General features: G+C 53.6%; 17 protein-coding genes. 9 read left to right on the top strand and 8 right to left on the bottom strand.

Going from position 1 to position 19,367, the window contains the following annotated elements; translation table 11 throughout:
* Window positions 1-19: 19 nt before the first annotated feature.
* The 3 genes from OGY62_RS19870 to OGY62_RS19860 form a co-directional block, all read right to left on the bottom strand.
* Window positions 20-985 (bottom strand): DMT family transporter, encoded by a 966-nt coding sequence (locus OGY62_RS19870; protein WP_200074042.1) that lies wholly within the window; start codon window positions 983-985, stop codon window positions 20-22.
* Window positions 986-1,061: 76 nt separating this feature from the next.
* On the bottom strand, window positions 1,062-1,886 hold the full coding sequence (locus tag OGY62_RS19865) for an AraC family transcriptional regulator (protein WP_047459432.1): 825 nt from the start codon (window positions 1,884-1,886) through the stop codon (window positions 1,062-1,064).
* A gap of 81 nt (window positions 1,887-1,967) precedes the next feature.
* Window positions 1,968-2,816 carry an SDR family oxidoreductase gene (locus tag OGY62_RS19860; protein WP_058668468.1) on the bottom strand — a complete coding sequence of 283 codons (849 nt, stop codon included), beginning with the start codon at window positions 2,814-2,816 and terminating at the stop codon, window positions 1,968-1,970.
* 89 nt (window positions 2,817-2,905) lie between these two features.
* Between OGY62_RS19860 and OGY62_RS19855 the strand changes: the two genes are divergently transcribed.
* Window positions 2,906-3,286, top strand: coding sequence for a winged helix-turn-helix transcriptional regulator (locus tag OGY62_RS19855; RefSeq protein ID WP_012134394.1), 381 nt, complete (start codon window positions 2,906-2,908; stop codon window positions 3,284-3,286).
* Between the two features lie 88 nt (window positions 3,287-3,374).
* On the opposite strand, the gene cpdB is transcribed toward OGY62_RS19855, so the two are convergent.
* A complete protein-coding gene (gene cpdB, locus OGY62_RS19850; protein WP_286460455.1) occupies window positions 3,375-5,318 on the bottom strand; it encodes a 2',3'-cyclic-nucleotide 2'-phosphodiesterase in 1,944 nt (647 codons plus the stop codon).
* Window positions 5,319-5,508: 190 nt separating this feature from the next.
* Here cpdB and cysQ point away from each other — a divergent pair, with 190 nt between their 5' ends.
* The gene (gene cysQ, locus OGY62_RS19845) at window positions 5,509-6,249 is read left to right on the top strand and encodes a 3'(2'),5'-bisphosphate nucleotidase CysQ (RefSeq protein WP_047459424.1); all 741 of its coding nucleotides are present in this window, start codon (window positions 5,509-5,511) and stop codon (window positions 6,247-6,249) included.
* Here the strand turns inward: cysQ and OGY62_RS19840 are convergent.
* Complete coding sequence (locus OGY62_RS19840; protein ID WP_275166077.1) at window positions 6,246-6,803, bottom strand: YtfJ family protein; 558 nt, start codon at window positions 6,801-6,803, stop codon at window positions 6,246-6,248. The two genes, cysQ and OGY62_RS19840, sit on opposite strands and share 4 nt — an antisense overlap.
* A 326-nt stretch (window positions 6,804-7,129) precedes the next feature.
* Between OGY62_RS19840 and OGY62_RS19835 the strand changes: the two genes are divergently transcribed.
* Window positions 7,130-7,336 carry a DUF1107 domain-containing protein gene (locus OGY62_RS19835; RefSeq protein ID WP_004857160.1) on the top strand — a complete coding sequence of 69 codons (207 nt, stop codon included), beginning with the start codon at window positions 7,130-7,132 and terminating at the stop codon, window positions 7,334-7,336.
* 81 nt (window positions 7,337-7,417) lie between these two features.
* Here the strand turns inward: OGY62_RS19835 and paeA are convergent, their stop codons facing one another.
* Together paeA and msrA are read right to left on the bottom strand one after the other, a co-directional pair.
* The gene (gene paeA, locus OGY62_RS19830; protein WP_012134390.1) at window positions 7,418-8,761 is read right to left on the bottom strand and encodes a polyamine export protein PaeA; all 1,344 of its coding nucleotides are present in this window, start codon (window positions 8,759-8,761) and stop codon (window positions 7,418-7,420) included.
* Between the two features lie 151 nt (window positions 8,762-8,912).
* Window positions 8,913-9,551 carry a peptide-methionine (S)-S-oxide reductase MsrA gene (gene msrA / locus OGY62_RS19825; protein WP_024130782.1) on the bottom strand — a complete coding sequence of 213 codons (639 nt, stop codon included), beginning with the start codon at window positions 9,549-9,551 and terminating at the stop codon, window positions 8,913-8,915.
* A 213-nt stretch (window positions 9,552-9,764) separates the two neighbouring features.
* Between msrA and tamA the strand changes: the two genes are divergently transcribed.
* From tamA to OGY62_RS19800, 5 genes are all read left to right on the top strand, one after another.
* A complete protein-coding gene (gene tamA / locus OGY62_RS19820) occupies window positions 9,765-11,498 on the top strand; it encodes an autotransporter assembly complex protein TamA (protein WP_286460454.1) in 1,734 nt (577 codons plus the stop codon).
* Window positions 11,495-15,274, top strand: coding sequence for an autotransporter assembly complex protein TamB (tamB, locus tag OGY62_RS19815; protein ID WP_286460453.1), 3,780 nt, complete (start codon window positions 11,495-11,497; stop codon window positions 15,272-15,274). Before tamA ends, tamB begins: the two co-directional genes overlap by 4 nt.
* A 2-nt stretch (window positions 15,275-15,276) precedes the next feature.
* Window positions 15,277-15,621, top strand: coding sequence for a gamma-glutamylcyclotransferase family protein (locus OGY62_RS19810; protein ID WP_012134386.1), 345 nt, complete (start codon window positions 15,277-15,279; stop codon window positions 15,619-15,621).
* Between the two features lie 257 nt (window positions 15,622-15,878).
* On the top strand, window positions 15,879-16,955 hold the full coding sequence (gene tssD / locus OGY62_RS19805) for a type VI secretion system tube protein TssD (protein ID WP_286460452.1): 1,077 nt from the start codon (window positions 15,879-15,881) through the stop codon (window positions 16,953-16,955).
* Window positions 16,956-16,965: 10 nt separating this feature from the next.
* Window positions 16,966-17,238 (top strand): colicin immunity domain-containing protein, encoded by a 273-nt coding sequence (locus OGY62_RS19800; protein ID WP_047459410.1) that lies wholly within the window; start codon window positions 16,966-16,968, stop codon window positions 17,236-17,238.
* Window positions 17,239-17,447: 209 nt separating this feature from the next.
* On the opposite strand, the gene ppa is transcribed toward OGY62_RS19800, so the two are convergent.
* A complete protein-coding gene (gene ppa / locus OGY62_RS19795; RefSeq protein ID WP_012134382.1) occupies window positions 17,448-17,978 on the bottom strand; it encodes an inorganic diphosphatase in 531 nt (176 codons plus the stop codon).
* A 310-nt stretch (window positions 17,979-18,288) separates the two neighbouring features.
* On the opposite strand from ppa, the gene ytfQ reads away from it, so the two are divergent.
* On the top strand, window positions 18,289-19,245 hold the full coding sequence (gene ytfQ, locus OGY62_RS19790; protein ID WP_012134381.1) for a galactofuranose ABC transporter substrate-binding protein YtfQ: 957 nt from the start codon (window positions 18,289-18,291) through the stop codon (window positions 19,243-19,245).
* Window positions 19,246-19,367: the final 122 nt, after the last annotated feature.

The following is a 19,367-nucleotide window of genomic DNA, read 5'->3' as shown; positions in this document are numbered from 1 at the left end:
CGCAGCGCCATCCGGCACATTATGACTGTGAAACCACGACGACGCCGGGTTTCTGCGGCCTGGCTCTGACGGCTATCACCACCCCAACAATCAGCAGCACAATGCCGCTTACCGTCAGCAGCGGTGGAAATTCCTGGCGCAGTATAAAGGTGTACAACAGGCCAGCCAGCGTTTCGAACACGATCAAGGGCCCCAGAATCACCGTCGGCAGCTTTTGACTGGCGACGTTCCAGCATAGCGCCCCCACCCATGAACAGAGCACGGCAATGGCGACCATCAGGGCGACAAAGACATCCGGCCGGGGGCCAAAGGGGAGAGGAAAGTCGGGCATCTGCTTACCCAACCAGATACAGGCCGCAACATAACCCAGCAGCGAAACGGGAAGCGTCACTAGCGCCTGTGCTGTTGCCCACATCATCGGATGTTTATCCGGGTTTTCCCGCAGCCAGCGGGCATTACGCAACGCGTACCATGCCCAGCACACAACGGAAACCAGCGCCAGCGCGATACCTGAACCGTAGCGCCAGCCGCTAAACTCCGGCAGCCCCTGATTCAGCTCCGCAATATTGACGCACAGCAGGCCAACGCCGATGAGCGCCAGCGCAGGCGCCAGACGCCGCCAGGATAACTTACCATCTCGCTGGCTGTAGAGCAGGTTGGCAAACACCGGGATCACCACCGGCAACGTGCCGATGATCATGGTGGAAACGGGGGCTCCCGTGCGCTGGATAGCGCTCGCCAGGCAGACGTAATAGATCAGATTGCCCATCATCGTCAGCGCGAGTGCGGTTATCCAGTCTTTGCGCGTCAACTGGCGCAGGCGCGCACGCCCCAGCCACGCCAGGGGTACAGCAATTAACCCCAGCGCCAGATAGCGCCCCATCGACTGCAATACCGCCGGATACTCCGGTACGATCAACGGTCCGACAAAAATCAGTCCCCACATTAACCCTGCCAGCAGGGCATACAACACGCCGCTAATCATCGTTGATATCCACATCGTTTCACATTGCGAAAAGTGTAGGCAGGAGAAATGCGCCAGTATTGTATGAGATTGCGCATTAGCGCGGATAAACCTGTTTTTGATAGCGCACTGGCGTAATGCCGTAGCGATGGGTAAAGGCGCGCGTGAGATGAGATTGATCGGTTAGCCCGGTGGCGGCCGCCACATCCGCTGCGGGCATCCCGAGCGTGAGAAACGCCTTTGCCCGCCACAGACGGATCGCCATCAGCATTTGGTGCGGCGTAACGTGGAAATGAGCCTTGAACTGACGCTGAAAATGCCAGGGGCTTAATGAGGCGACCCGCGCCAGTTCGTCAAGCGTGACCGGATGCATGTAGTTGTCGTGCAGATAGTCCCGCACGCGCTCAAAGCGATGTCCGCCTTCCCGCACTTCCGGCGCATGGCGCGCCAGCGGCTGGAAGGTGTCGATCAGATCGAGCAGCAGCCCTTTTTGCGCCAGCGGATCGTCGGTATGCCACAGGCCGTGGATCAGCGTGCAGATCTGGCGTGAGCGCAGCGGATCGTGGCGCGTGACCTCATGAAACCACCAGTGACGAACCCCGGTCACTTCTTCCAGCAGATCGGGATCGAGATAAATCATCCGATAGCGCCAGCCGTCGGCGGTTTCCGCTTCGCCGGTATGCAGCTCATCGGGATTCATGGTGACAACGGAGTGAACGGGGGCAACGTACTGCGTACCGCGATAGCGAAAGCGTTCGGCGCCGGCTTCAATCGCGCCGATACCGAAGGCTTCGTGGGTATGAGGCTCGAAAGCGTAACGCGAGATATGCGCATGATACAGCTCAACCCCCGGCACCTGCGCCAGATGGCGAAAGCGGGCGCTGTCTTTCTCATCGCTAAACTGTTCGGGTACGCCTTGCACGTTGTCTCTCCCTGAAAGCCATCTGTTCATTATCAGAGATGGCCAGCAGGGATGCCACAACAATTAACCTGTTTTTAACACTTACAGGATGCTTTTGACGCTTTCCGCCAGTGAGGTTGTCGGGCGACCGATCAGTGCGCTCAGAGTATGGCTGTCGTCAAACAGGCCGCCTTTTGCGGCGCCCGCGTCAGAATCAGCCAGCATATCCGCCAGACCCGCTGGCAGGCCCACGCCTTTCAGCGCGGCGGCGAAATCGGCTTCATTCAGGTTCTGATAGACGACCTTTTTCCCGCTCTGTTTTGCCAGTTCGGCGGCTAACTGGCTCAGCGTCCAGCCTTCGTCGCCTGCCAGTTCATACACTTTACCGGCATGGCCTTCTTCGCTGATGACGCGAGCGGCTGCGGCAGCGTAATCGGCACGGGTTGCGGAGGCGATTTTGCCTTCTCCGGCCGCGCCGATAAAGACGCCGTGCTCCAGGGCCGCTGGCGCGCTCGCCAGGTAATTTTCGGTGTACCAGCCGTTGCGCAGCAGGGCGTAAGGAATGCCTGAATCCGCCAGCATTTTTTCGGTTTCCACATGTTCAACATGCAGGCCCAGCGGGGAACGGTCCGCGTGCAGCAGGCTGGTATAGGCAATGAATTTCACGTTTGCAGCTATTGCCGCGTTAATCACGTTGCGGTGCTGAGCGGCACGTTGCCCGACTTCGCTTGATGAGATCAGCAGCAATCTGTCGATGCCCTGCAACGCTGCCGTGAACGCGGCTTCGTCGCTGTAGTCTGCCTGGCGTACGGTAACGCCCAGTCGGGTTAGCGCGTCAGCTTTCGCGGGGTTACGGACAATCGCCGCAATCTGGCTGGCAGGAACGGTTTTCAGTAAGGTATCGATAACGTGTTGGCCCAGTTGGCCGGTCGCGCCGGTAATTGCAATCATGGGGGATCTCCCTGTGTTCGTCTTGTGTTTCATTAAGCTAGCACTTAAACTTACTTTTAGTAAGTACGTACAAAAAGGTAAGTGTAAAGATGACGAACCCGACGCTTTCTCAGCAGCTTCGCGATGGCAATTTGTTTGCCGAGCAGTGTCCTTCTCGCGAGGTGTTAAAGCATGTCACCAGCCGCTGGGGCGTATTAATTCTCGTGGCGCTGCGTGATGGAACGCACCGCTTCAGCGATTTACGCCGCAAGATGGGCGGCGTGAGTGAAAAAATGCTGGCGCAGTCATTACAGGCGCTGGAGCAGGATGGATTTATTCATCGGGTGTCGTACCCGGTGGTGCCGCCGCATGTGGAGTACAGTCTGACGACGTTGGGTGAACAGGTGAGTGAGAAGGTCGCCGCGCTGGCGGACTGGATCGAGCTCAATTTGCCGCAGGTGCTGGCACAGCGGAAAGAGCGAGCAGCATAACGGCTTGCCGGATAGCGCTGCGCTTATCCGGCCTACGGCGTGTCGATCGCGTAGGCCGGGTAAGGCGAAGCTGCCACCCGGCGTGGTTTTACTTACTCAAATCCAGCTGATAAATCGCAAAGCCGATGTCATCGGTAGCGACTTTATTCATCGGATATTGTCCCTTCTCTTTGATAAACGCGGCAGCCTTGTCGGACGGCGAGGTTTCGAAGCGGATATCCAGTTTCGTGTCGCTGTGAACTGGCGCCAGACGCCAGTTGTTGTCCGCCGCCGGATGGATTTCCCCCGCACGCTTCGACTCCGCGCCAATCCACGCCGCCAGCACGGAGCGGTTCTCATCCGGTGATGCAAAGGCGATGTGGCTGTCGCCCGTACCGGCAAATTTGCCGCCGTAGGCGCGATAGTTATTGGTCGCGACCAGGAACATGGCGTTCGGATCGACAGGCTTGCCGTTGAAGGTCAGATTTTTAATACGTTCCGCTTGCGGATTCACCGTCTGGCATTCGCCGTCGTAGCGCGCAGGCTGCGACACATCAATCTGATACTCCACGCCGTCAATCACATCAAAGTTATAGGTGCGAAAACTGTCCCAGTTGATCAATGACTGCGGTTTACTGCTGTGGACATCAATCTGATTGAACTGCCCGGCGGAACATTCCAGCCACTCTTTTACCTCTTTGCCGCTGGCTTTTACGACGACCAGCGTGTTCGGATAGAGGTAAAGATCGGCGGCGTTGCGGAAGGTAAGCTGACCTTTTTCCACTTCAACAAAGCTGGCAGGATCGTTTTTACGTCCACCGACTTTAAACGGCGCAGCGGCAGAGAGCACCGGCAGTTTCGCCAGGTCCGGGTCGCCCTGAATAAAGTGTTCGACATACGCTTTCTGCGCGTTGTTCACCACCTGCACGGTAGGATCGTCCTGCACCAGCGCCAGGTAGCTGTACATGTTATCGGCGGACTTACCGATCGGTTTGCTAACAAACTCGCGGGTGGCATCGTGGTCGGCTTTCAGGATACCCACCAGTTTTTTATCTTCTGCGGCCAGCGATTTTTTCGCGGCGGCATCGTAAATGGGCCGCGCTTCGGCTTTCGCACCGGTCACCTGCCATTTGCCGCTGTCGTTGTTGAGCACCAGATCCACCACGCCCAGATGATCGCCCCACATACCCGGCATGACCGCCGGTACCCCGTTAAGCGTACCTTTTGCGATATCCGCGCCGTTGATATCGGCAAAATCTTTGGAAGGGAAGACCGCGTGCGCATGGCCGAACATGATGGCGTTAACGCCGGGGACTTCGCTCAGGTAATACACGGAGTTTTCCGCCATCGTCTGGTACGGATCGGCAGAAAGCCCGGAGTGGGCAATCACCACCACAACGTCGGCGCCGTTGGCCCGCATTTCCGGCACATACTGACGAGCGGTTTCGGTAATGTCGTTGACGGTGACTTTGCCGCTCAGGTTGGCTTTATCCCAGGTCATAATCTGCGGAGGGACAAAACCGATATAGCCAATTTTCAGCGTCTGCGTGTTGCCCTCTTTATCGACCACGTCAGTCTCTTTGATCAGATAAGGCGTAAACAGCGGCTTTTTGGTCTTAACGTCGATGATATTGGCATTCACGTAAGGGAACTTCGCGCCCGCCAGCGCCTTATGCAGATAGTCCAGACCGTAGTTAAATTCATGGTTACCGAGGTTGCCGACCGCATAATCCAGCGTATTCAACGCCTTGTAGACAGGGTGAATATCACCGGCTTTCAGCCCCTTTGCCGCCATGTAATCGCCCAGCGGACTCCCCTGAATAAGATCGCCGTTATCGACCAGCACGCTATTTTTGACTTCATTTCTGGCGGCGTTAATTAAACTTGCTGTGCGTACCAGTCCGAATTTTTCGGTCGCTGTATCTTTGTAATAATCGAAATCCATCATGTTGCTATGCAAATCAGTGGTTTCCATAATCCGAAGATCGACGGTCGCCGCATTCACGCTGGCGGCGATCAGCGTGGCCAGGAGCGTTGCGCTAAACTTAATCATCAGGGGCATCCTTTTTTAGATCTGAAACACAAAAGAAAATGTATATAAGTCTTGTTGCTTACAGAACTGTGAATCATGACATGAATTCAGCCATTAAAACCGCAATCGCTATCACAGATGGCGGATTCATTTACGATGGGGTATAAGTAAAACAAAGAGTTAAACGCCACTGCCATAAACGAGGTGGAGAATGCTAGAACATGTATGCCAGCTTGCACGGAATGCGGGCGATGCCATTATGCAGGTCTACGATGGAATCAAACCGATTGAAATCACCAACAAGCAGGATGATTCTCCGGTTACTGCGGCGGATATTGCCGCCCACGCGGTGATACTGGAAGGGTTACAGGCGCTGACGCCGGATATCCCGGTTTTGTCGGAAGAAGATCCGCCCTCCTGGGATGTGCGCCAGCACTGGCAGCGCTACTGGCTGGTTGACCCGTTAGACGGCACCAAAGAGTTCATCAAACGTAACGGCGAGTTTACCGTCAATATTGCGCTGATTGATAAAGGCAAACCGGTTCTGGGCGTGGTCTACGCGCCCGTCATGAAAGTGATGTACAGCGCTGCGGAAGGAAAAGCCTGGAAAGAAGAGTGCGGCGTGCGTAAACGGATTCAGGTGCGCGACGCGCGACCGCCGCTGGTGGTGATTAGCCGCTCCCATGCCGACAACGAGTTGCAAGAGTACCTGCAACAGCTGGGCGAGCATCAGACGACCTCCATCGGCTCATCGCTGAAGTTTTGTCTGGTGGCGGAAGGGCAGGCGCAGCTGTATCCGCGCTTTGGGCCGACCTGCGTCTGGGACACTGCCGCAGGCCATGCCGTTGCCGCTGCGGCCGGGGCGCACGTTCACAACTGGCAGGGGAAACCCCTGGACTATACCCCGCGTGAATCGTTCCTTAACCCCGGCTTCCGGGTCTCTATCTATTAATTATTCAGCAACTTATGCAGCAGGGCGATCACCTGCTGCACCTCTGCCTGGCTTAACCCGCCGTCTTTGGCATACTGAATACGCCCGTCTTTATCGAGCACCACAATGGCGGAGCTCTCTTCTTCAAGCTGCCATGCCTTACGCGCCACGCCATTGCTGTCGACAATAAATTGTGACCACGGATAGAGTTTTTTATTGCTCTCGATGCTGCTGCGCACAAACATGCTGGTGCCCGGAATCGCGTCGTCGGTGTTGACGATAGTGGTCGTCTGGTAGCGGTCATGCGGGAGATTCGCGGATTTAATCGCTTCTATCAGCGCGGCATTTTTCTCTTTCGCTGACGTTCGCCCGGCGATGTGCTGCAACACTCGAACTTTCCCGGGGAGCTGCGCGCTATTCCAGCTTTTGTAGCTAAACTTGTTGTTATCAAGAATCAGTTCGCCGCGATCGGCGATCCCAATCGGTGATACGCGCTGATGGGTTTCAAAGTTATGCGCGGAGGCCATCATCGGCAGTAACAGGCACGACAGCGCCAGCAGTTTACGTAAGGTCATGGGGTTTCCTTCTTTATTTTTTTGCAGGTGATCCGACCACTTGGGTCTGAAGTTTAATCATATGTGCGAATGATGCTTTTTCCCGCAAGCGTGATGCCAGTTTGCGGACGGGCGCACAAATCCTGCGAAAAATGAAGACTTATACTGAAGACAGCGAATCGGTGAATAGATAATTCTGAATAACTGTAATGAAAAGGTAAATAAACTTATACACACTGGAAACATCGTAGAGATAGTCTATAGTCATATGGCATTAAAATTTGCGCCTTAGAACAGCTGGGCCGAATGTGGCACCGCAAAGGCGTAACGCTCAGCAGGAGATAACAATGAAAATTTTCCAACGGTACAACCCGCTACAGGTGGCGAAGTACGTGAAGATCCTGTTCCGTGGACGGTTATATATCAAGGACGTTGGCGCTTTTGAGTTTGATAAGGGCAAGATTCTTATCCCAAAAGTGAAGGATAAGCAGCATTTGTCTGTGATGTCCGAAGTTAACCGTCAGGTTCTGCGTCTGCAAACTGAGATGGCTTAACCAAAGTGCTATGCAGTAGTTTAAAGTAGTATAAAAAAACGGCTCCCAATGGGAGCCGTTGATGTTTCCAGGGCCTGGCATTTATGCCGGGCCTTCTTCTTTCTCTTTGCTATCCGGCAGTTTAGGGACCAGGATGCTGGTTTTGGTGTCGAGGCGCGTTACCAGTAGCTGATCGATACGGTAGTTGTCGATATCCACCACCTCAAATTTATAGCCCGAGAACTTCACCGAGTCGGTGCGTTTCGGGATTTTACGCAGCATAAACATCATAAAGCCGCCGATGGTCTCGTAGTTGCCGGACTGCGGGAACTCGTCGATATCCAGCACGCGCATGACGTCGTCAATCGGCGTTCCGCCGTCGATCAGCCAGGAGTTTTCATCGCGCGCCACGATTTGTTCTTCCAGACCCTGACCGACCAGGTCGCCCATCAGCGTGGTCATCACGTCGTTCAGCGTGATAATCCCGACCACCAGCGCGTATTCGTTCATGATCACCGCGAAGTCTTCCCCCGCCGTCTTAAAGCTTTCCAGCGCTTCAGAGAGGGTCAGGGTGTCCGGCACGATTAATGTGTTGCGGATCTGCACGCCGCTGTTAAGCGCCATACTCTGGTTTGCCAGAACGCGGTTGAGCAGATCTTTAGAATCAACGTAGCCGATGATGTGATCGATATCTTCATTACACACCAGGAATTTTGAGTGCGGATGCTCCGCGACTTTATTTTTCAGGCTTTGCTCATCTTCATGCAGATCGAACCAGATGATGTTTTCACGCGACGTCATGGAAGACGGCACGGTACGCGATTCCAGCTCAAACACGTTTTCAATCAGCTCGTGTTCCTGCTTACGCAGCACGCCAGCAAGCGCCCCGGCTTCCACGACGGCGTAAATATCGTCCGAGGTGATATCGTCTTTACGCACCATCGGGATTTTAAACAGGCGGAAAATGCTGTTTGCCAGGCCGTTGAAGAACCACACTAAGGGGCGGAAGACGAACAGGCAGAAGCGCATCGGGTTGATGATACGCAAAGCCACGGCTTCTGGCGCAATCATACCGATGCGTTTCGGGGTTAAATCGGCGAACAGGATGAACATACCGGTAACTAACGAGAAGGAGAGCACGAAGCTTAACTGCTCGGAGAGTTCTGGCGACATATAGTTCGAGAACAACGAATGAAAGGCCGGAGAGAATGCGGCATCACCGACGATACCGCCCAGAATGGCGACAGCGTTAAGGCCAATTTGCACCACGGTAAAAAACGTCCCGGGGTTTTCCTGCATTTTCAGGATGCGTTGCGCATTGATGTTGCCTTCATCAGCCAGCAACTTGAGTTTTATCTTTCGTGAAGCGGCAAGCGAGATCTCGGATATCGAGAAGAACGCACTCACAGCGATCAGGCAGAGTATAATTAAAATACTGTTTAACATATCTTATCCGACCGTTCAGGTCAGATCCTCGGAAGGGGAAGTTGATAAATCCGTGTGATATACACATTGAAAACCGGCCCGAAGGATGTGGGCCGGTAATTTCAGTCGCTAGTATAGCGTAAGGAACTGTAAAGCCGCCAGTGGCGCTGAATTAACCTTGCGGCGGTAAGCACACGCCGATCCCGCCAATGCCGCAATAGCCATACGGATTCTTGTGCAGATACTGCTGGTGATCGTCCTCGGCATAGTAAAACGGGGTGGCGGTGTTGATCTCGGTGGTGATGTGGCGATCGTCGTTTGCCGCAGTCATCGCGCTCTGGAAACGCGCCAGGCTGGCATGTGCGGCGGCGTTCTGCTCTGGCGTTAACGGATAAATCGCCGAGCGGTACTGCGTTCCGTGATCGTTGCCCTGCTGCATACCTTGCGCCGGATCGTGATTTTCCCAGAAGACCTGCAACAATTGTTCATAGCTGATAACCTGCGGATCGTAGACGACGCGTACCGCTTCGGCGTGGCCGGTTTGCCCGGAGCAGACTTCCCGGTAGGTTGGGTTTGGCGTGTAGCCGCCGGTGTATCCCGCTGCGGTGCTGTAAACGCCAGGTAATTGCCAGAACAAACGCTCGACGCCCCAGAAGCAACCCATGGCGAAGAGGGCAATTTCCATCCCTTCGGGCACGTTTGTCATTGAGTGTCCGTTTACCGCATGTAAAGTTGCCACTGGCATCGGGGTATTGCGTCCAGGTAGGGCATCTGCTTGTGAAACAAGATGCTTTTTATCAAATAAACTCATGGGCCATTCTCCCGAAATCAGTAATTGGGGTTAAGGTTGTAACGAGACGCGTCTTTGCACACAATAGTTACAGTGAATGCGTCTAGAGTAAACATAAGAAATATTTGGGTTGTCGTCTGTTTTTCAATCCCGGTTGTTGGGTTTTTGTTAAGCCGTGGAGCGGCATTGTGATTTCCTTCCAGGGGTGGGAATAAGGGATATTCAGGAGAAAACGTGCCATATATCCGTCAGTTATGCTGGGTTAGCTTACTGTGCTTAAGCGGTTCTGCCGTAGCCGCAAACGTCCGTTTACAGGTCGAGGGGTTATCGGGCGAGCTGGAAAAAAACGTTCGTGCGCAGTTGTCTACGATTCAAAGTGATGAAGTGACGCCGGACCGGCGTTTTCGCGCGCGCGTTGATGATGCCATCCGCGAAGGATTAAAAGCGCTGGGCTACTACGAGCCGACCATTGATTTTGAGCTGCGCCCGCCGCCGGAGAAGGGGCGTCAGGTCTTGCTCGCCAAAGTGACGCCAGGCGAACCGGTTCGCATCGGCGGAACAGAAGTGATTTTACGCGGCGGCGCGCGTACCGACAGGGATTATCTGGATTTGCTGAAAACGCGTCCGGCCATCGGAACCGTGCTGAATCATGGCGACTATGACGGCTTCAAAAAGTCATTAACCAGCGTGGCGCTACGTAAAGGCTATTTCGACAGTGAATTTAATAAAAGCCAGTTAGGCGTGTCGCTCGATCGTCACCAGGCGTTCTGGGACATTGATTACAACAGCGGCGAGCGCTATCGCTTTGGCCTGGTCACTTTCGAAGGTTCGCAGATTCGCGACGAGTATCTGCAAAACCTGATCCCGTTCAAAGAGGGAGATTACTACCAGTCGAAAGACCTGGCGGAGCTGAACCGCCGTCTGTCGGCCACCGGCTGGTTTAACTCGGTCGTCGTCGCGCCTGAATTTGATAAAGCGCGCGAAACCAAAGTATTACCGCTGCACGGCGTCATGTCGCCACGTACTGAAAACACCATTGAAACGGGCGTCGGCTACTCTACCGACGTCGGGCCGCGTGTGAAGGCGACGTGGAAAAAACCGTGGATGAACTCCTACGGCCACAGCCTGACCACCAGCGCCAGTATCTCCGCCCCAGAGCAGCAGGTCGATTTCAGCTATAAAATGCCGCTCTTAAAGAACCCGCTGGAACAATACTATCTGGTTCAGGGGGGGATTAAGCGCACCGATCTCAACGACACCGAAGCGGACTCCTCCACGCTTGCCGTTTCCCGCTACTGGGACCTTTCCAGCGGCTGGCAGCGCGCCATCAATCTGCGCTGGAGTCTCGACCACTTTACGCAGGGTAACGTCACCAACACCACCATGTTGCTCTATCCGGGCGTGATGATCAGCCGTACCCGATCGCGCGGCGGCCTGATGCCGACGTGGGGGGATTCCCAGCGTTACTCCATCGATTACTCAAACACCGCCTGGGGTTCGGACGTGGATTTCTCGGTATTTCAGGCGCAAAACGTCTGGATTCGCTCGCTGTACGATCGCCATCGCTTCGTGATGCGCGGCAACCTGGGCTGGATTGAGACCGGCGATTTCGACAAAGTGCCGCCGGATTTGCGTTTCTTCGCCGGTGGCGATCGCAGTATTCGCGGTTATAAATACAAATCTATCTCGCCGGAAGACAGCGACGGCAACCTGAAAGGGGCGTCGAAGCTGGTGACGGGCTCGCTGGAATACCAGTACAACGTGACCGGAAAATGGTGGGGGGCGATGTTCGTCGACAGCGGCGAAGCCGTCAGCGATATCCGTAAGAGCGACGTTAAAACCGGCGCCGGGGTTGGCGTGCGTTGGCAGTCTCCGGTCGGGCCGATCAAGCTCGATTTTGCCGTGCCGGTTGGTGACAAAGACGAACACGGTTTACAGTTTTACATCGGTCTGGGGCCTGAATTATGAGTTTATGGAAGAAAATAAGCCTCGGCGTACTGATTTTTATTCTGCTGCTGCTGGGAACCGTGGCGTTCCTGGTGGGCACCACGACGGGGCTGCATCTGGTCTTTAACGCGGCGAACCGCTGGGTGCCGGGGCTGGAGATCGGTCAGGTAACTGGCGGCTGGCGTGACCTGTCGCTGAAAAATATTCGTTACGATCAGCCCGGCGTGGCGGTGAATGCCGGTGAAATCCATTTGGCGGTGAAACTCGGCTGCCTGTGGGACAGCAGCCTGTGTGTTAACGATCTGTCGTTGAAGGACATCAACGTCGCCATCGACAGCAAAAAAATGCCGCCTTCCGAACCGGTGGAGGAAGAAGAGGACAGCGGGCCGCTGAATCTTTCCACGCCGTATCCCATCACGCTTTCGCGCGTGGCGCTCAGCAATATCAATCTCAAAATTGATGATACGACCGTCTCGGTGATGGATTTCACCTCCGGCCTTAACTGGCAGGAGAAAACCCTGACTCTGAAGCCCACTTCGCTACAGGGGCTGCTAATCGCGCTGCCAAAAGTGGCGGAAGTGGCGCAGGAAGAGGTGGTTGAACCGAAGATTGACCATCCCCAACCGGATGAAAAGCCGCTTGGCGAGACGCTGAAAGATCTGTTCTCAAAGCCCGTGTTGCCGGAGATGGCCGATGTGCATCTGCCGCTCAACCTTAATATTGAGGAGTTTAAGGGCGAACAGCTGCGCGTGACGGGCGATACTGACCTGACGGTGCGCAACATGCTGCTGAAAGTCAGCAGCATCGACGGCAATATGAAACTGGATGCGCTGGATATCGACGCCAACCAGGGCACCGTCAATGCGACCGGAACGGCGCAGTTGACCAACTCGTGGCCGGTGGATATCACCCTCAACAGCACGCTGAATATCGATCCGCTGAAAGGCGAAAAGGTGAAGCTGAAGGTAGGCGGCGCGCTGCGTGAACAGCTGGAGATCGGCGTTAACCTCTCCGGGCCGGTGGATATGGATCTGCGCGCCCAGACGCGCCTCGCCGAGGCCGGGTTGCCGCTGAACGTTGAAGTGGCAAGCCGCCAGGTTTACTGGCCGTTTACCGGCGACAAGCAGTTCCAGGCCGACGATATCAAACTCAAACTTACCGGCAAGATGACCGACTACACGTTGTCGATGCGCACGGCGGTGAAGGGGCAGGACATTCCGCCCGCCACTATTACCCTGGATGCGAAAGGCAACGAACAGCAGATCAATCTCGATAAGCTCACCGTGGCGGCGCTGGAAGGGAAAACCGAGCTGAAAGCGCTGGTTGACTGGCAGCAGGCGATCAGCTGGCGCGGCGAACTGACGCTGGACGGCATCAACACGGCGAAAGAGATCCCGGACTGGCCTTCTACGCTCAACGGCCTGATCAAAACCCGGGGAAGCCTCTATGGCGGCAGCTGGCAGATGGATGTGCCTGAGCTGAAACTGACCGGTAACGTGAAGCAGAACAAGGTCAATGTTAACGGTTCTCTGAAGGGTAACAGCTACATGCAGTGGGTCATTCCGGGCCTGCATCTGGAGCTGGGACGCAATAGCGCCGATGTGAAAGGCGAGCTGGGCATTAAGGATCTCAATCTCGACGCCACAATTGATGCGCCGAATCTGGATAACGCGCTGCCGGGGCTGGGCGGTACTGCCAAAGGGCTGGTGAAGGTTCGTGGTACGGTCGATGCGCCGCAGTTGCTGGCGGATATCAACGCGCGTGGATTACGCTGGCAGGAGCTGTCGGTGGCGCAGGTGCGTGTGGAAGGGGACATCAAATCCACCGACCAGATCGCCGGGAATCTTGACGTTCGCGTTGAGCGGATTACGCAGCCGAACGTCAATATCAACCTCGTCACCCTGAATGCCAAAGGCAGCGAAAAGCAGCATGAACTGCAACTGCGGATTCAGGGCGAGCCGGTCTCCGGGCAGCTTGCGCTTGCGGGCAGTTTTGACCGTAAAGAAGCGCGCTGGAAAGGCACGCTCAGCAATACGCGCTTCCAGACGCCGGTGGGGCCGTGGTCGCTGACGCGCGCCATTGCGCTGGATTACCGTAACCAGGAACAGAAAATCAGCATCGGGCCGCACTGCTGGACGAACCCGAATGCGGAGCTGTGCGTACCGCAAACGATCGATGCCGGGGCAGAAGGACGGGCGGTGGTGAATCTCAACCGTTTCGATCTGGCGATGCTGAAGCCGTTTATGCCGGACGCCACGCAGGCCAGCGGCGTCTTTAGCGGAAAAGCGGATGTCGCGTGGGACACCACCAAAGAGGGGCTGCCGCAAGGGCAGGTTACACTGTCGGGTCGTAACGTGAAGGTAACGCAACGGGTCAATGACGCGCCGTTACCGGTGGCTTTCGACACGCTGAACCTGAATGCCGATCTGCACAATAACCGGGCGCAGTTAGGCTGGATGATCCGTCTGACCAATAACGGCCAGTTCGACGGGCAGGTACAGATAACCGACCCGCAAGGGCGGCGTAATATTGGCGGTAACGTCAATATCCGCAACTTCAACCTGGCGATGGTCAACCCTGTCTTCTCGCGCGGCGAAAAAGCGGCGGGCATGTTGAACGCAAACCTGCGTCTGGGGGGCGACGTGCAAAGCCCACAGATGTTTGGTCAGCTACAGCTGAGCGGCCTGGATGTGGATGGCAACTTTATGCCGTTTGATATGCAGCCAAGCCAACTGGCGATGAATTTCAACGGTACGCGCTCAACTCTGCAAGGCGTGGTGCGCACACAGCAGGGGCAAATTAATCTGAGCGGCGACGCCGACTGGAGCCAGATAGATAACTGGCGCGCCCGCGTGGCGGCGAAAGGCAGCCGCGTGCGTATCACCGTGCCGCCGATGGTGCGGCTGGATGTTTCCCCGGATGTGGTCTTTGAGGCGACGCCGAGCCTGTTCACGCTGGATGGACGCGTGGATGTGCCGTGGGCGCGTATCGTGGTGCATGAACTGCCGGAAAGCGCGGTAGGCGTCTCCAGCGATGAAGTCATGCTCAATAACGATTTACAGCCTGAAAATCCGCAGAGCGCGTCGATTCCGATCAACAGCAACCTGATTGTCCACGTAGGGAACAACGTCCGCATGGATGCGTTTGGCCTGAAAGCGCGTCTGACCGGCGACCTGAAAGTTGCGCAGGACAAACAGGGACTGGGGCTTAACGGGCAGATCAATATTCCTGACGGGCGCTTCCATGCGTATGGGCAGGATCTGATCGTGCGTAAGGGGGAACTGCTGTTCTCTGGCCCGCCGGATCAGCCGCTGCTCAACATCGAGGCGATTCGTAATCCTGAATCGACGGAGAACGACGTTATTGCCGGGGTGCGCGTGACTGGCACCGCAGATGAGCCGAAAGCGGAAATCTTCTCTGACCCGGCGATGTCCCAGCAGGAGGCGCTGTCTTACCTGCTGCGCGGCCAGGGGCTGGAGAGCGATCAGAGCGACAGTGCGGCGATGACCTCAATGCTTGTTGGTCTGGGGGTTGCACAAAGTGGTCAGGTTGTGGGTAAAATCGGGGAGACATTTGGCGTAAGCAATCTGGCGCTGGACACGCAAGGGGTGGGTGACTCATCCCAGGTTGTGGTCAGCGGATATGTGCTGCCAGGTCTGCAAGTGAAATATGGTGTGGGTATATTTGACTCTTTGGCGACGCTCACGTTACGTTATCGCCTGATGCCTAAGCTATATCTGGAAGCAGTGTCTGGCGTAGATCAGGCACTTGATTTGCTCTATCAGTTCGAGTTTTAGCAATGCGAATATTTGTTTACGGCAGTTTACGACGCAAACAGGGCAACAGCCACTGGATGACCAACGCCCAGTTGCTGGGCGATTACAGTATCGATAACTACCAGTTGTATAGCCTGGGCCACTATCCAGGCGCAGTTCCGGGAAACGGATCGGTACACGGTGAAGTTTATCGTATTGATAACGCCACGCTGGCCGAACTTGATGCCTTGCGCACCAGGGGCGGCGAATATGCACGCCAGTTAATCCAGACACCGTACGGAAGCGCATGGATGTATGTGTACCAACGTCCGGTCGAAGGGTTAACGCTGATTGAAAGCGGTAACTGGTTAGACAGAGACCAGTGCTGATAAAAAAACACGCCACCTTCGGGTGGCGTTGTTTTATGTGGTGCCAGCCGTCGTCCTGGATTATCAGGACGTACTTATCTTTTTGTTCATTACGCAAAATGCTTATTAAATGAAACACTAATTAGTGTGAATTATTATTCTTCTTAAAATATTATCTTGTATTATTATAAAGTAATATGATCCCGCTAGCGGAAATAATTTTATTTCAGTCGCATTCTCGTTCTACCAAATAATTATCCAGGTAAGGATAGTAATGGATGAGTGATATTGTTTATCTTAAACTCATTGGTGAGCAACAAGGTGATATTTCTGATGGATGTGGCACGACTGATTCGGTCGGTAATCGTTGGCAACGAAACCATGTGAATGAAATATTTGTGTTTTCTTTGAGTTCGGGGGTAACGAATACAGGTAAAGGTGCGAATCTACAGAGCTTAACATTCAGCAAGCAAATAGACAAAAGTTCACCGCTGTTAGCTAATGCGATTAATAACAATGAAAACCTGTTTCTGGCGTTTTGGTTTTACCGCATAAATAGATATGGTCAATGGGAGAGGTATTATTATATTCAGCTCAGAGGTGCTTCAATATCAAGGATTCAGCTTCGCATTATAAAAGACGAGATAGATACAGAAATAATATCTGTTAATTATGATTATATTCTCAGTAAACATCTGATAAGCAATACCGAGTGTAGTTATCTTGCCCTGCCAGCGGAATACAATAAGCTGTTTGTTCCAACGCCGAAAGCCCCGACTCATACCCTTAACAGCGCTGGCGTAGGGCGACTGCTGGCGGCCGGGGGGATTTATAATGGTAATGTCGGGGGATTCAGGGACACCGCCGAGAAACTGGGTGGCGATGCTGTTGAGGGTTACGATCAGATTCTTAACGAGAAAACAGTCGGTGTTGCCATAACGGCAGCCTCAATTGCCGCAGTGTATGGGTTGGGGAGGGTGGGGTTAGAATCAGAGGTTCGAGCACTTGAGGAATCGAGGCGAATTGAAACCAGGACTGCTGTAAGATTTAATGATTTTAAATTTTCTACAAAGCAGTTACAGAAAAAATTTAAACATGCTATAGACTTTGGCATTTCTGGTACAACTAATAAGCAAAATCTGGTGTCGTTTGAAAATGCAGTGAGGAAACATATGGATATGGTTGATACTATTAAAATAAAGGGGAAGTATCGATGGGATTCTGATGTCTGTCACTATTTTAATCCATCAACTAATCTTAATGTTATGACAGATTTTGATGGAAATTTTATCTCAGGTTGGAAGCTGTCTGAAAGACAACGGCATGATTTACTGGCGTTAGGGAATGTGTTCTAAGGGGGATGTTATGAATTTACTCAGGTTAATAGATAGTTTCCTTTCTGGAGACTTATCAGCATTAGCATTTGAGATTGAATATATGGATGCCTGGAGAAGCTACAGGGACTCCAGTGATATCATCAAAGTTGATGAAAAAACGCAATTGTATATCGATCGTGTATTTACAGCTTTAGATACTTATTGCGCTGATCCTGAGTTAAGGGATGATGGCGATCTGGATGAGAATGAACTATTGAGTGAAGTCATTCGTTTGAACAAGCAGTGGCGAGACGTCGATTGACTTATTTTTCTGGTTACAAGTTTAGACATGCAGAAACATTTTCTGGTGCAGAAAATAAAGATATTACATTTTACTGAAAGAAAAACTCGACGTTCCTGCAAACAAGGTTTGTCGATAATCTCTCTTAGGCAGTTTTACCCGGCATAAAAAAAGCCCTCGCAAATACGAGGGCTTTTGAAAAATTACGTTGAGCTCAAGCGAAAACGAACTTATTTCTTCGCTGCGCGCTCGAAGGAAGCAACGATCTCAGCTTTAGCCGCTTCAGCGTTGTCCCAGCCGTCAACTTTCACCCATTTGCCTTTTTCGAGGTCTTTGTAGTGCTCGAAGAAGTGTGTGATCTGCGCTTTCAGCAGTTCCGGCAGGTCGTTCACGTCGTTGATGTGATCGTATTCTTTGCTCAGTTTGGTGTGCGGTACGGCAACCAGCTTCGCATCTTCACCGGATTCGTCGGTCATTTTCAGAACGCCAACCGGACGGCAACGGATCACAGCACCCGGTTGCAGCGGATACGGCGTCGGAACCAGAACGTCTACCGGATCGCCATCCAGAGACAGGGTGTTGTTGATGTAGCCGTAGTTGCACGGATAGAACATCGCGGTGGACATGAAGCGGTCAACGAACAGTGCGCCGCTCTCTTTGTCAACTTCGTATTTGATCGGATCTGCGTTAGCCGGGATCTCAATAACAACGTAGATATCTTCCGGCAGATCTTTACCCGCAGGGACGTTGAGTAAGCTCATGTCTGTTTCCTTTAAATATATATGGCAAACAAGTGGCGAGTATTATAGCCAACTCGCGCTGAAAGTCTCCGCTTGTTTTCGTCTTCTTTCCCCTCCGGCTGCGATTTTCAGACGGTTTACGTGACAGGAAAATCCATAACAACAGCTGCTTTTTTCATAGGCGAATGAAAGCGATTACAAAGTTGTGATTAACCTTTTATTTACTTTTTTGAAGTGTGATGTAACGCAATCCGTTACATCACCTATTGTCTATAGTTTTCCTCGCGAATGCTTTTCACCCAACAATAACCTGGGCTACGAGGACATCATTATGTGGAAGCGCTTACTTTTAGTCACAGCAGTTTCGGCAGCCATGTCGTCTATGGCAATGGCCGCCCCCTTAACCGTAGGATTTTCGCAGGTCGGCTCTGAGTCCGGCTGGCGCGCCGCCGAAACCAACGTGGCGAAGAGCGAGGCCGAAAAACGCGGCATCACGCTGAAAATTGCCGACGGTCAGCAAAAACAGGAAAACCAGATTAAAGCCGTACGCTCATTTGTCGCTCAGGGCGTGGACGCCATCTTTATTGCGCCAGTGGTCGCGACAGGCTGGGAACCGGTCTTAAAAGAAGCCAAAGATGCGGAAATTCCGGTCTTTCTGCTCGACCGCTCCATTGATGTTAAAGACAAATCGCTCTATATGACCACCGTCACCGCCGACAACGTGCTGGAAGGCAGATTGATCGGCGATTGGCTGGTAAAAGAGGTAGATGGCAAGCCGTGTAACGTTGTTGAGCTGCAAGGCACCGTTGGGGCCAGCGTGGCGATCGACCGTAAGAAAGGGTTTGCCGAAGCCATCGCCAAAGCGCCAAACATCAAAATCATCCGCTCTCAGTCTGGCGACTTTACCCGTAGTAAAGGGAAAGAGGTGATGGAGAGCTTTATCAAAGCGGAAAACAACGGCAAAAACATCTGCATGGTTTACGCCCATAACGACGACATGGTGATCGGCGCGATCCAGGCGATTAAAGAAGCGGGCCTGAAGCCAGGCAAAGATATTCTGACGGGCTCTATCGACGGCGTGCCGGATATCTATAAAGCGATGATTGATGGCGAAGCCAACGCCAGCGTTGAACTGACGCCGAACATGGCCGGGCCCGCTTTCGATGCGCTGGAGAAATACAAAAAAGACGGCACGATGCCTGAGAAGCTGACCATCACCAAATCGACGCTGTACCTGCCTGACACCGCAAAAGAAGAGTTAGAGAAGAAGAAAAACATGGGCTACTGATTTTGCTGTCGGTCTTCTGTAGGCCGGATAAGGCGTTACGCCGCCATCCGGCATTTATTGCCTGATGGCGCTGCGCTTATCGGGCCTACGGAAAGGCCGCGCTTTCGAACCGGAGGAATGCC

Origin of the sequence: Citrobacter sp. CK198 (genome assembly GCF_030333295.1) — a bacterium.
In the GTDB taxonomy this organism is placed as follows: domain Bacteria; phylum Pseudomonadota; class Gammaproteobacteria; order Enterobacterales; family Enterobacteriaceae; genus Citrobacter_B; species Citrobacter_B koseri.
This window is presented reverse-complemented; position numbering and strand designations above follow the sequence as displayed.